This window comes from Cupriavidus sp. DF5525 (genome assembly GCF_040149425.2).
Taxonomy (GTDB): Bacteria; Pseudomonadota; Gammaproteobacteria; order Burkholderiales; family Burkholderiaceae; genus Cupriavidus; species Cupriavidus pickettii_A.
In genome coordinates, this window is record NZ_CP168266.1 from 1,569,112 (window position 1) to 1,582,422 (window position 13,311).

Annotated in this window: 11 protein-coding genes; 3 read left to right on the forward strand and 8 right to left on the reverse strand. The window is 65.8% G+C overall.

Annotated features, from left to right (window positions below; genetic code table 11):
• Positions 1-36 precede the first annotated feature (36 nt).
• From ABNX08_RS28385 to oxlT (ABNX08_RS28420), 8 genes are all read right to left on the reverse strand, one after another.
• Positions 37-1,053 carry a zinc-binding alcohol dehydrogenase family protein gene (locus ABNX08_RS28385; protein WP_022539035.1) on the reverse strand — a complete coding sequence of 339 codons (1,017 nt, stop codon included), beginning with the start codon at positions 1,051-1,053 and terminating at the stop codon, positions 37-39.
• Between the two features lie 173 nt (positions 1,054-1,226).
• Positions 1,227-4,040, reverse strand: a complete 2,814-nt coding sequence (gene fdhF / locus ABNX08_RS28390) for a formate dehydrogenase subunit alpha (RefSeq protein ID WP_022539036.1) — start codon at positions 4,038-4,040, stop codon at positions 1,227-1,229.
• Between the two features lie 9 nt (positions 4,041-4,049).
• On the reverse strand, positions 4,050-5,759 hold the full coding sequence (locus ABNX08_RS28395) for an NADH-ubiquinone oxidoreductase-F iron-sulfur binding region domain-containing protein (protein ID WP_022539037.1): 1,710 nt from the start codon (positions 5,757-5,759) through the stop codon (positions 4,050-4,052).
• 179 nt (positions 5,760-5,938) lie between these two features.
• Complete coding sequence (gene oxlT, locus ABNX08_RS28400; RefSeq protein WP_022539038.1) at positions 5,939-7,258, reverse strand: oxalate/formate MFS antiporter; 1,320 nt, start codon at positions 7,256-7,258, stop codon at positions 5,939-5,941.
• A gap of 129 nt (positions 7,259-7,387) precedes the next feature.
• Entirely contained in the window at positions 7,388-7,561 is a 174-nt protein-coding gene (locus ABNX08_RS28405) for a hypothetical protein (RefSeq protein WP_349607026.1), read from the reverse strand.
• Between the two features lie 449 nt (positions 7,562-8,010).
• Positions 8,011-8,229 (reverse strand): hypothetical protein, encoded by a 219-nt coding sequence (locus ABNX08_RS28410; protein ID WP_022539040.1) that lies wholly within the window; start codon positions 8,227-8,229, stop codon positions 8,011-8,013.
• A 136-nt stretch (positions 8,230-8,365) separates the two neighbouring features.
• Positions 8,366-9,289, reverse strand: a complete 924-nt coding sequence (locus tag ABNX08_RS28415) for a LysR family transcriptional regulator (RefSeq protein ID WP_022539041.1) — start codon at positions 9,287-9,289, stop codon at positions 8,366-8,368.
• A 289-nt stretch (positions 9,290-9,578) separates the two neighbouring features.
• Positions 9,579-10,919: an oxalate/formate MFS antiporter gene (gene oxlT / locus ABNX08_RS28420; protein WP_349607023.1), complete on the reverse strand. Its 1,341-nt coding sequence runs from the start codon at positions 10,917-10,919 to the stop codon at positions 9,579-9,581.
• 213 nt (positions 10,920-11,132) lie between these two features.
• Between oxlT (ABNX08_RS28420) and ABNX08_RS28425 the strand changes: the two genes are divergently transcribed.
• The 3 genes from ABNX08_RS28425 to ABNX08_RS28435 all read left to right on the forward strand — a co-directional run bounded on the left by ABNX08_RS28425 (position 11,133) and on the right by ABNX08_RS28435 (position 13,310).
• On the forward strand, positions 11,133-12,074 hold the full coding sequence (locus tag ABNX08_RS28425) for a LysR family transcriptional regulator (protein ID WP_022539043.1): 942 nt from the start codon (positions 11,133-11,135) through the stop codon (positions 12,072-12,074).
• Between the two features lie 103 nt (positions 12,075-12,177).
• Entirely contained in the window at positions 12,178-12,483 is a 306-nt protein-coding gene (locus tag ABNX08_RS28430) for a hypothetical protein (RefSeq protein ID WP_022539044.1), read from the forward strand.
• Between the two features lie 305 nt (positions 12,484-12,788).
• Positions 12,789-13,310: a hypothetical protein gene (locus ABNX08_RS28435; protein ID WP_022539045.1), complete on the forward strand. Its 522-nt coding sequence runs from the start codon at positions 12,789-12,791 to the stop codon at positions 13,308-13,310.
• Position 13,311 lies beyond the last annotated feature (1 nt).

Below are 13,311 nucleotides of genomic sequence, written 5' to 3' on the forward strand. Positions count from 1 at the left end.
GGGGGCGTCGTTGCCTGCGGCAGCCTGCGCGACGCCTCAGAAGCCTTCCAGCACCAGCTTGCCGATAGTGCGCCCGCCCTCCAGCATGGCGTGAGCGCGCCGCAGGTTCTCGGCACTGATGCGGCCCAGGTTCTCGCCCAGTGTGGTCTGCAGCCGGCCGGCATCGACCAGCCTCGCCACCTCGTTGAGCAGCCGGTGCTGCGCGATCATGTCCGGCGTGCCGAACATTGCGCGCGTGAACATGAATTCCCATACGAAGGTCGCGCTCTTGCTCTTGAGCAGTTCCACCGGCAGCGGCCGCGCGTTTTCGACGATCGTGCAGATCTTGCCCTGTGGCGCGACCAGCTCGGCCATCGCCGGGAAATGGCCGTCGGTGTCGTTGAAGCAGAGGATGTAGTCGACCCCGGCAAACCCCAACGCCTTCAACTGCGCCGGCAGATCGCCGCGATGATCCACGGTATGGTCGGCGCCCAGCTTGCGGCACCATTCCTGCGACTCCGGCCGCGATGCCGTTGCGATCACGGTCAGCCCGGCCAGCACCTTGGCCAGCTGGATGCCGATCGAGCCCACGCCGCCGGCGCCGCCGATGATCAGCACCGAACGGCCGGCGTGGTCGCCCTTGGGCGAAATGCCCAGGCGATCGAACAGCGCCTCCCAGGCGGTGATCGCCGTCAGCGGCAGCGCCGCCGCATTGGCAAAATCGAGCGAGGCGGGCTTGTGGCCGACGATGCGTTCGTCGACCAGGTGATATTCGGCATTGGTGCCGGGCCGGGTGATGCTGCCGGCGTAATAGACGGGATCGCCGACCTTGAACAGCGTCACGCCGGGCCCGACGGCGGCCACCGTGCCGGCTGCGTCCCAGCCCAGCACGCGCGGCGCGGGTTCGACCTGCGGCTTGGGCGCGCGCACCTTGGTGTCGACCGGGTTGACGGCGATGGCTTCGATCTTGACCAGCAGGTCGTGGCCGGTGGGGGTGGGCTTGTCGATCTCGACCTCCTGCAGGGAGCGCGGGTCGGAGATGGGCAGGTATTGGGTCAGGCCTATGGCTTTCATGGCGGGGCTCCGGTTGTGTCGGGAATGGACTCAAGCGTAGCCCGTCTGGATTAATTTGATTAGCCGGAAACTATGACAATCAATTTCCCGGAAATCAGGAAAATCGGCGCCATTGAAAAAGGGCCGCCTGCGCCACCGGCGCAGAACGGCCCTGCTGTTTGTCGCGGCAACTGCTATACGGCCAGGATCTGCCCCCCGCCGTAGCTCGACTGCACCGGCGCCTCGCCACCCAGCTTCATGCTTATCGCACAGTACTTGAACTCCGGAATCTTTCCGAACGGATCCAGCGCCGAGTTGGTCAGCTTGTTGATCGCCGCCTCGTAGTAGCAGAACGGCACGAACACCGCCCCACGCGGCGTGCCGGCATCGGCCCGTGCATAGAGCACGACCTCGCCGCGCCGCGACGACAGCGTGACCACGTCGCCCGGCTTGCCGCCCAGCGCATCCAGGTCCAGCGGATGCACCAGCGCCACCGGGTCCGGCTCGATCGCATCCAGCACCCCGGCGCGCCGCGTCATGCTGCCGGTATGCCAGTGCTCGAGCTGGCGGCCCGTGATCAGCACCATCGGGTAGTCGCCATCGGGCCGCTCGGCCGCGGGGATGATATCGGCCGGCACGAAGCGCCCGCGCCCGCTGGCGGTCGGGAAGCTGTCGGTGAAGATCACCGGCTCGCCGGGGTCGCCCTCTTCCTTGCACGGGTAGGTCACGGCGTGCTCGCGCTCGAGCCGCTCCCAGGTCACGCCGCCGATGCTGGGCATGGCATGGCGCATCTCGTCGAACACGTCCGCCACGCTGTCGTAATGCCAGTCGAGGCCGAACTGCGCCGCCATCTGCTGGATGATCCACAGGTCCTGGCGCGCCTGTCCCGGCGGGTTGAGCGCCTGGCGGCCGAGCTGCACGGTGCGATCGGTGTTGGTGAAGGTGCCGGTTTTCTCCGGGAAGGCCGAGGCCGGCAGCACCACGTCGGCCAGGTAGGCGGTCTCGGTCAGGAAGATGTCCTGCACCACCAGGTGGTCGAGCGAGGCCAGCGCGTCGCGCGCGTGCTCGGCATCAGGGTCGGACATTGCCGGGTTCTCGCCCATGATGTACATGCCCCGCACCTCGCCGCGCTCGATCGCCTGCATCACCTCGACCACGGTCAGGCCCGGCTGGCGGTCCAGCGGCATGCCCCACAGCGCCTCGAAGCTTTCGATCGCGGACGGGTCGTCCACCCGGCGGTAGTCCGGATACATCATCGGGATCAGGCCGGCGTCGGACGCGCCCTGCACATTGTTCTGCCCGCGCAGCGGATGCAGTCCGGTGCCGGGGCGGCCGATCTGGCCGGTCATCAGCGCCAGCGCGATCAGGCAGCGCGCGTTGTCGGTGCCGTGCACGTGCTGCGACACGCCCATGCCCCACAGGATCATCGACGCCTTCGAGGTCGCATAGAGCCGCGCGACTTCACGGATGGTCTCGGCCTCGATGCCGCACACCGGCGCCATCAGTTCGGGGCTGTACGCCGCCACGTTGCGCTGCAGCTCGTCGAAGCCGATAGTGCGCTCGTCGATGAAGTCCTTGTCCACCAGGCCCTCGGCGACGATCACATGCATGATCGCGTTGAGCAGCGCCACGTCCGCATCGGGCTTGAACTGCAGGAAGCGATGCGCAAAGCGCGCCAGGTCGGAGCGGCGCGGATCGGCCACGATCAGCTTGGTGCCGTTCTTCACCGCGTTCTTGATCCAGCTCGCCGCCACCGGGTGGTTCACGGTCGGGTTGGCGCCGATCACGATCACGACCTCGGCCTTGTCGACATCCATCACCGGATTCGAGACCGCACCCGAGCCGATGCCCTCCAGCAGCGCCGCCACCGACGAGGCATGGCACAGCCGCGTGCAGTGGTCGACGTTGTTGCTGCCGAACCCGGTGCGCACCAGTTTCTGGAACAGATAGGCCTCTTCATTGCTGCCCTTGGCCGACCCAAACCCTGCCAGCGCGCGCTTGCCGTGCGTATCGCGGATCTGTGCGAGCTTGCCGCCGGCCAGCGCCAGCGCCTCTTCCCACGTGGCTTCGCGGAACACGTCCATCACGTGGTCCGGGTCCATGACGAAATCGCCGCGCTTGGGCACGCCTTCGCGGCGCACCAGCGGCACCGTCAGCCGCTGCGGGTGCTGTACGTAGTCGAAGCCGTAGCGGCCTTTCACGCACAGCCGCTGGTGGTTGGCCGGGCCGTCGCGCCCTTCCACGAACAGGATGCGGTTGTCCTTGACGTTGTAGGTCAGCTGGCAGCCCACGCCGCAATACGGGCAGACCGAGTCCACCTGCTTGTCGGGCACCGCCAGCGCCGCGTCGCGCGCGGGCATCAGCGCGCCGGTCGGGCACGCCTGCACGCATTCGCCGCAGGCCACGCAGGTGGAGGCGCCCATCGGGTCGTCCATGTCGAACACGATGCGGGCTTCGTCGCCGCGCAGCGCCAGGCCGATCACGTCGTTGACCTGCTCGTCGCGGCAGGCGCGCAGGCAGCGGGTGCACTGGATGCAGACATCCAGGTTGACGGCAATGGCCGGGTGCGACAGGTCCGCCGCCACGCGTTCGCGCGGGGCAAAGCGGGGCTTGCCGATTTCCAGCTTCGCGGCCCACTGGTCAAGCTCGTTGTTGCGGGTGTATTCGGTCTCCGGCATGTCCGACTGCAGCAGCTCCAGCACGGTGCGCTGCGCACGGAGGGCGCGCTCGGACTCGGTCTGTACCTGCATCCCTTCGGCGGGATAGCGGCAGCAGGACGGGGCCAACACGCGCTCGCCCTTGATTTCGACCATGCAGGCGCGGCAGTTGCCGGCGGGTTCGAGGCCGTCCTTGTAGCACAGGTGCGGGACATCGAAGCCTTCGCGCTGGGCCACCTTGAGCAGGCTCTCGCCGGGCTGCGCGGATACGTCGCGGCCATTGAGCGTGAAGGTGACGGCTGGCTCGGCGGATTCGACAAGCGCGCGTTCGGCGCGGGTTAGTGCATTCATGTCAGTCTCTCAGGCCAGTTCGTGCGGGAAGTACTTGATCACGCAGTCGACTGGATTTGGCGCGGCTTGCCCCAGCCCGCAGATCGATGCATCGCGCATCACCGCGGACAGGTCATCCAGCGCCGACAGGTCCCACTTCGGCTGGCGGATCAGGTCGAGCGCCTTGGCGGTGCCGGTGCGGCACGGTGTGCATTGCCCGCAGGACTCGTGCTTGAAGAAGTGCATCAGGTTGCGCGCTGCCTGCGTGGCGCTGTCCTGGTCGGACAGGATCACCACCGCGGCCGAGCCGATAAAGCAGCCGTAGGGCTGCAGCGTGTCGAAGTCCAGCGGGATATTGCCCATCGATGCCGGCAGGATGCCGCCCGACGCGCCGCCCGGCAGATAGCCATAGAACGCGTGGCCATCGAGCATGCCGCCGCAGTACTCGTCGATCAGTTCGCCCACGGTGATGCCCGCTGGCGCCAGGTGTACGCCAGGCCGTTTCACACGGCCGGAGACCGAGAACGAACGCAGCCCCTTGCGCCCGTTGCGCCCCTGCGAGGCAAACCACTCGGCGCCCTTCTCGATGATGTCGCGCACCCAGTACAGGGTCTCGAAGTTGTGCTCCAGCGTGGGCCGGCCGAACAGGCCCACCTGCGCCACATACGGCGGGCGCAGCCGTGGCATGCCGCGCTTGCCTTCGATCGACTCGATCATGGCCGATTCTTCGCCGCAGATATAGGCGCCCGCGCCGCGGCGCAGCTCGATGATTGGCAGGCCGGGGATTGGCGGATGTTCGTGCAACCGGCGCAGTTCTTCGGCCAGCAGCGCGCGGCAGCCGGCGTATTCGTCGCGCAGGTAGATATAGATCGCTGACACGTTGACCACGGTCGCGGCGATCAGCATACCTTCCAGGAAACGGTGCGGATCGCGCTCCAGGTAGACGCGGTCCTTGAAGGTGCCGGGCTCGCCCTCGTCGATATTGACGGCCATCAGCCGGGGCGCGGGCTCGTTCTGCACGATGCGCCATTTGCGCCCGGTCGGGAAGCCCGCGCCGCCCAGGCCGCGCAGGCCGGAGTCCTCCATCGTGCAGAGCACGGCGGCAGGGTCCAGGTCGCCGGCGGCGAGCGACTTCAGCAAGGCATAGCCGCCGCCTTCGCGATAGGCGTCGTAGTCGATATAGGGTTCGGGCTCGTGGCGCACGGCCCTGGCCTGCACCGCTGCCTCGATCGTTTCAGCGGTCGCGCCATCGACCGGATGCTGGCCGACCAGCGCCGCGGGCGCCTTCTCGCAACGGCCGATGCACGGTGCCGCGACGACGCGCACTTCGGTGCCCAGCAGCGCCGGCAGCTTGTCGATCAGCGCCTGCGCACCCGCCAGTTCGCAGGCGATGCCTTCGCACACGCGCACGGTCAGCGCGGGTGGCGGCGCGATCTCGCCGTCGGCGTCCTCGCGCACCACGTCGAAGTGATGGTAGAAGGTCGCGACCTCGTACACCTCCGTCATCGACAGGCGCAGTTCGCTGGCCAGCGCCACCAGGTGCGGCATCGCGAGCTGGCCGTAGCGGTCGTTGATGCAGTGCAGGTGTTCGATCAGCAGGTCGCGCCGGCGGGGCATGTCGCCCAGCGCCACGCGCACTTCGGCCAGCGCGGCCGGGTCGACCTGCCGGCCCTTGGGCTGGCGGCGCTTGCGCTGCCGGCCGAGTCCTGTCGCCTCGAGGGGGATGACAACCTGGTTCATGGCGGTGCCTGGATTCTCTTTGTGGGGTTCGGATGCGCAATCAGGAGGCGCCCGGCGGGCGGCTCTCCTGTCGTGCTTTGTTGTTGTCATATTGTGCTACCGGGCGAGGCCGCTGTGCAGGCATCGCAGCCGCCACACCCGGGTGATGCCGGCGCCGGGGCGCCGTACTGCTTTCTTCATCAGGTCAGGTCTTCCGGCACGGCGCGGTAGCCCATCGGCGCCGAGGTATTGGCATGCACATATTTGCGGGCATGGGCTTCGCGCATCGGCTTGAGCACGAACAACGCCAGGATCGCGGACAGTGCCGCCATGGCGGAGGCGAGCATGAACACCGCATGCCAGTCGCCGGTGGCGGCCGTGATCACGCTGGAGAACGGCACCAGCAGCGCGGCCGTGCCCTTGGCGGTGTACAGCAGGCCGGCGTTGGTGGCGGCGAACTTCGGACCGAAGGTATCGCCGCAGGTAGCCGGGAACAGGCTGTAGATCTCACCCCAGGCAAAGAACACCACGCCCGTCAGGACCACGAAGGCAACCGGGTTGTGGCCGTACTTGGACAGCAGCAGGATACCTACGGCCTCTACCGCGAAGGCGAAGAACATGGTGCGCTCGCGGCCGATATGGTCCGAGATCCAGCCGAAGAACGGTCGGGTCAGGCCGTTGAGCACGCGGTCGATGGTCAGCGCGAAGGTCAGCGCGGGCAGCGTCAGGCCGAGGATCGACACCGGCGAATCGTGCAGGCCGAAGTCCTTGGCGATCGGGCCGAGCTGCGCGGTGGCCATCAGGCCGCCGGCGGCCATCATCACGAACATGCCGTACATGATCCAGAAGATCGGCGACTTCAGTACCTGGCGCGGCGTGGCGTTGTAGGTCGCGGCAGCCTTCAGCGTCGACTTGACCTCGCTCAGGATCTTGGCCGACGGCGGGTACAGGGCCATGCCCAGCAGGAACACGATCAGGCCCTGGCCGAGGCCGAACCACAGGAACGTGGCTTCATAGCCCGAGGACTTGATCATGTTGGCGATGGGCACCACCGTCATCGCGGAGCCCGCGCCGAAGCCCGCCGCGGTAATCCCCGCCGCCAGCCCCCGGCGATTCGGGAACCACTTGAGCGCGTTGCCCACGCAGGTGCCATACACGGCGCCGGCACCGATACCGCCGATGGCCGCCGCGAAGTACAGCATCGGCAGCGACGACGCCACCGAGTTCAGGGCCCACGCAATCGCGCACAGCAGGCCGCCGCCCACTACCACCGGGCGCGGGCCATACTTGTCGACCAGGTAGCCCTCGATCGGCACCAGCCAGGTTTCAGTAACAACGAAGATGGTGAAGGCCACCTGGATCGCCGTACGGCCCCAGTGGTACTTGTCATCAATCGGGTTGACGAACAGCGTCCAGCCATACTGCATGTTAGCGATCATCGCCATGCAGATCACGCCGAAGGCTAATTGCACCCACGGCGACGCAAAGCGCGACGTGGACTCCCTCTGCTGCAGTTCCATTGATGTCTCCTGTTAGCGGCATGCCGCCAAGGTGGAAGGTTGGGCGCCTTGTGACGCCTCTTGCGTGACTCTCGGTCTCGAACAGCTTAGCCGTTCTAGTGCTATACGGTATGTGATATATCAACCAAGTCAAGCGACTTCTCTGCGGCCCTGCAGCATGAGGTGGCCGTGATCGACGCCTTTCTGGCCGATGCTGCAGTGCGACTGGTGCGCACGCTGCATCAATAACGCATCCGAAAGCATCAAGAGTTCTTTGGAAATCAAGCAGTTGCCATGTGCCGGCGCATCAATTCGCTGGCGCATGGCAGCATCCAGAATGCCGGGGATCGGGCCTCGCGAAAATCGGGGAAAAGGCCAGTTCGGGAAAGTCCCTAGTTCAATACAATCAATACATGAAACGCATGGATGGCGCCGGAATCATGCGGAAAATGCCTGGGGAGGAAGCGGGCTGGCCCGGCAGAGAGGCTGCCAGAGCGCGCGGAAGGAACGCCTGCGGGCGTCATGTAGCGGGACTGCCTGCAGCGAGCTTAAGGGGGGATGGCGGCCGCTGGTTCGCGAGGAACCCTGCCCTGCCTGCCGGCTTGTGCGGCAACCAGGGAAATCGCACCGTGGGTACTGCTACAAGGGGTGCCGGCCGCTACAGCCCTTGCGTGGGTTTGCCGCCAGGCAGGAACGGTGCGCGTCCTGCGTGCCTGCGCGGCCGCGGTTTTAGCCGTTTGACGCCCGCGGGCGCACGGCCTTGCCGGCGTGCATCAAGCGTATGCCAGTTCGCCGGCTGCGGGCACGATGCGGGACTGGCGGGCACGGCCCACGCCATTGCTTTCCTGGTTCGAACCCAGGCCGGCAAAGCGACCGTGCTCCTGCGCGGTCGCCAGTACCTCCATCGGCAAGCGGGTTGCCAGCATGATGGTCATGCTGACGCCGCCAGCGATAAGAACCAGGCCAAGGACGAAGAGAAGAGCGACTTCCATTTGAAAACTCCAGTAGCGTTGTGATCAGGAGTTTTCATTATATGGTGCGCTGCAGTATGTGTAAATATCCTGTATGTAATATATCAGTAGAATTTTTGCACTAATCCAACAGATTCATGCGGATGGTCAGCGTCGATCACACCAAGGTGTTTTCACGGCGCGCCGGGGGTGACTCCTTGTACTCCAGGCCGCGCAAGGCGTCCCAGATCGCCGCCGCATTAGGCTTCAGCGATCGGCTCTTGCGGCGCACAAGCATGACGGTCGAGGTCACCTGCGGCCTGAGCGGCCGCATTACCGCGGCCGGGTTCATGCCCGCCGCCTGCGCGCGCGACGGCACCACGCCGATCCCCAGCCCCAGCGCCACCATGCTGAATACCGCGGCAAAGTGCCCGAGCAACTGCAGCGAGCCCGCGCGCACGTGGTAGTTGCTGAACGCCTTCTCCACCGCCGGCTGCACGCCGCACTGCTGGTCCAGTGTCAGCAAGTTGGCGTCGCTCAGGTCGCCCCACCCTACCGAGTCACGCAATGCCAGCGGATGCTGGGCAGGCAGCACAGCGTGATAGGGGTCGATGCACAGCGGTTCGCAATAGAGGTCGTCGCCCGCCCTGGGGTCGGTGGAGATGCCGAAATCCACCTCGCCGCTGCGCACGCTTTGCAGTACCGATTCCTGCGAGCGGTCCTTCAGGTGGATGGCAATCGCGGGCCACGCCTGCCGGCAGCCGGCCAGCCACGCGGGCAGCGACATCGAGCTGAGCACCGGATCCGAGGCGATCTGCACCAGGCCCTGGCACGGACGGCTGGCGCTCTGGCTGTCGCGTAGGGTCTGCTCCACTTCCTCGATCAGGTGGCAGATGCGCTGCGACAGGTGCTGGCCGGCGTCGGTCAGTTCCACCTGGCGTGTGGTGCGATCGAACAGGCGCTGGTCGATCTCCTCTTCCAGCTCGCGCACGCTGCGGCTGACCGCGGACTGCGTCAGGCCCAGTTCAGCGGCCGCGCGCGTAAAGCTCTTGTGCCGCGCGACCGCGGCGAAGGCTTTCAGTTGTGGCAGCGAGATATTCATGACTGCGCTCCCTGGCGGGCACCGGCATCGCGGGTGCAAGGCGAGTCAGCAAGCCTGGCGTGGGGGGTGGCGAGGCATCGTGGTGCAAGCACCGTTCCGTTCAGTCCGGTCACGGCAGTCTCCTAGGTGGATCGTGGCTGTGTGCAGCCATCGTTTGGTGTCGGTCATTCTCGTGGCAGCGGCCGGCGCAAAGCGCAGGCCGGCATGCCGGGTCGATGCTGCCGGGGCGCGCTGGCTGCCTGGCTCGACGCGCGCCCCTTGTGAGGGTCCTCCTTGCTCCGTGTGCGGGCTAGTCTCCCTTGCTTTGCATGCCGGGCATGTAGGTGGCGCCGGACACGGCCTCGCCGTCGGCCTGGCCGGTGATGAAGCGCCTGCGCATCGGCGCCAGGAATACCTTGGCCGAGATCCCGGCCGCGATGGTCACCACCGCTGCCACCGTGAACACCGCTTCCCAGCCCCCTCGCGCCGACAGGATCGACGCCAGCGGCACCAGCATCGCCGCCGTGCCCTTGGCCGTATAAAGCGTGCCGGCATTCGACGCCGCGAACTTGCTGCCGAACGTATCCGCGCACAGCGCCGGGAAGATCGAGAAGATCTCGCCCCAGAACAGGAATGTCAGCGCCGCGAAGAACATGAACCAGTACGGGTTGTGGCCCAGCTCCATCAGCCCGAACAACGCCAGCCCCTCGCCGATGAAGATCACGAACATCGTGTTCTCGCGCCCGAACCGGTCGGACAGAAAGCCGCACAAGGGCCGCGTGAAGCCGTTGCACAGGTTGTCGATCGACAGGGTCATGGTCAGCAGCGGCAAGGTCATGCCGAGCATCGTCACCGGCATCGAGGCAAAGCCGTAGTCCTTGGCGATGGGGCCCAACTGCGCCGTGGCCATGATCCCGCCGGCGGCCACCGCGACGAAGCTCACATAGATCAGCCAGAACACCGGCGTCTTCACCATCTGGCCCGGCGAGTACTCCACCGAATTGGTCAGCACCGCCCTGGCCGCGACCAGGCCCTTCGGCGCCTTCGGCTTCACCAGCAGCAGCGCCAGCACGAAGATGCACACGCCCTGCAGGATGCCGAAGGTCAGGAACGCCTTCTCATAGCCCGAGCTCTGGATCATGTTGGCGATCGGGATCACCGTGATCGCCGCGCCGGCGCCAAAGCCCGCTGCCGTCAGCCCCGCCGCCAGCCCCCGCTTGTCCGGGAACCACTTCAGTGCGTTACCGACGCAGGTCCCATAGACGCCGCCAGCCCCGATGCCGGCTATCACAGCCGCCGCGTACAGCTCCGGCAGCGTCGTCGCATACGCATTCATCACCCACGCCAGCCCGGCGCAGATCGCACCGCCGGCGACCACCGGGCGCGGCCCGAACTTGTCGACCAGCCAGCCCTCCAGCGGCACCAGCCAGGTCTCGGTCACGATGAAAATGGAAAACGCCACCTGGATCGCGGACGCGCCCCAGTGATGCTTGGCGTCCATCGGTGATACAAAGAGGGTCCAGCCGTACTGCAGGTTGGCTACCAGCCCCATGCAAACCACCCCGATCGCGAGCTGTACCCAACGGTTCTGCAGGCCACGCCCGTTCACGTTGCCGTGACCGGGCGTGGCCGCTGCTTCATATTGCGCCATCTGTCTCTGTCTCCTTGTGCTTGTTTGCTGCGTCCCGGACGGGACACCCTCCCGGGCCTCTTCAGAACGGGCCCTTGGTCACGATGAGATCGGCGCCTGACATTGCGGCATGCAAATCTGACGATTGATGCTACTTGAATCTAAGATCAACACCGCATAAAGTTTTTTATCGTTTGTATTGACGATCGTTTATATATTGCACGGAACGAGGGAATGAAGAACGCCACGCTGCGGCAGCTCAAGGTCTTTGAAACCGTCGCCCGTCATATGAGCTTTTCACGTGCCGCCGAGGAGCTGCACCTGACGCAGCCGGCGGTTTCCACCCAGGTGCGGCAGCTCGAGCACCACGTCGGGCTGCCGCTGTTCGAGCAGCTCGGCAAGAAGATCTACCTGACCCCGGCCGGGCATGAAATGCTGCACTACAGCCGCAGCATCATCCAGCAGTTCCGCGAGGCCGAGGACGCCATGTCCCAGCTCAAGGGGATTTCCGGCGGGCGGCTCAACGTGGCGGTGATCAGCGCCGGCGACTATTTCTTCCCACGGCTGCTGGCCGAGTTCATGGAGCGCCACGAGGGCGTGACGCTGAACCTGGCGGTCCATAACCGGGAGGAATTGCTGCACCAGCTAGCCGGCAACCTGACCGACCTGGCTGTGATGGTGCGACCGCCCGAGGGCATGGACACCATCAACGAAGTGTTCGCCCCACACCCTTATGTGATCGTGGCCGCCCCCACCCATCGGCTGGTCGGCCAGCGCAATATCCCGCTGGCGGGGCTGGCCGACGAAGCCTTCGTTTCGCGTGAGAAAGGCTCGGATACCTGGAATTCGATGCAGGAAGGCTTTGCCGGGCGCCTCTCCAACCTGCGCATCGCGATGGAGATCAAGAGCACCGAGACCATCAAGCAGGCGGTGATCGCCAATATGGGCATCGCCTTCCTGTCCGCGCATACGGTCGGGCTGGAACTGCAGGCCGGCAAGCTGGCGGTGCTCGATATCGAGGGCTTTCCGGTCATGCTCAACTGGTATGTGGTGCACCGCAAGAACAAGCGGCTGCCGCCGGTGGCGCTGGCGTTCAAGCAATTCCTGATGGAGGAAGGGTCAGGGCTGATTGAGCGGATCACCGGGGTGGAAGGATTGATCCGCCAGCATGCATAAACGATTACTTATGGTTTCTCAATGAAACTTTAATTATCGTAAATCCATGCTCGACCCTATGCTTGTCTCAACGCCACCGCCAGCGTGCCACGAGGAGACGAGCATGAACCAGACCCAGTTGCAAAGCCGACCCGCTGCCATCACGGTCGGCACCGACAACCAACCGATTCCGCGCGAGACCCAGCTCGCCGCCTACAACGCCGCCTTTATCGAACTGGGCCTGCGCTTCCGCTGGGACGCCGAGATGTATGAATGGCTGTGCGGCATCGAATGCGAAAAAGCCCGCGTGGCCCGCTATATCGAAGAACACCACGCCCACCTGCTGGCGGCCTATGACGCTGCCTTCCTGAGCGAGCTGATCTTCGAGAAGAAGAACGAATACCTGCGCGCGGTCGGCCACCTCAACTGAGGGGGCCTGATCGGTTACGGGCGAGGCGCGCGAGCGGCCTCGCCTTTTTTGTTGTGACGACGATGCGGTGGGCGCGCGCCGGTCAGTTGGTCTTCGCCACCATCAGGCAGCAGATCGCCAGGAACGAGAACAGCGCCCGGAAGCCCAAAGAGAACCACCGGAACAGGCGCCAGTACAGCCACGATCGGCACGATATTCGCTTGCCAACACGGCATCGCCGCCAGGCGCTCCGGGGCGAGCCGGCGCGGGCATGCGCCGCGCCCCTTTATCACATGAAAGCCTCCAGCCAGCATTGCGGCGCGGGCATGCCGGCCGATATAGCTGCCGGCACCGAGCACCAGCACGCGGTGGACGCGGCCACCGTGCTGCGCCGCGCCGTAGTCTCCGGCGCGTGTGCCAGCCTGCTGTCCTCCGGCATGCTGGCCTGCGGCGGCAGGCTCGACTGCGGCAGCGCTTCCGCGCCGGTCAACGCGGTCAGCCATTGGATCTGGGGCGAGCGTGCCATGCATGCAAACCGGCCTTCGTTCCGGCATACCGTGCTGGGCTACGTCATCCATCATGCGATGTCGGTATTCTGGGCGGTGCTCTATGAAGGCGCGGTGGTGAGCCGGGCAGCGCATGGGGCCGGTAATCCGGCGCTGGTGATGAGCGGCCTCGCGGTAGCGGGGCTCGCCTGCCTCGTGGACATGAAGTGCACGCCGCACCGCCTTACACCCGGGTTCGAGCGCCGGCTGTCGCCGCGCATGCTGGCGCTGGTCTACCTGGTCTTTGGGCTGGCCTTGCCGCTGGGTTCGCTGCTGGTGCGACGCGCCGGGCGCAGGCGCTGAA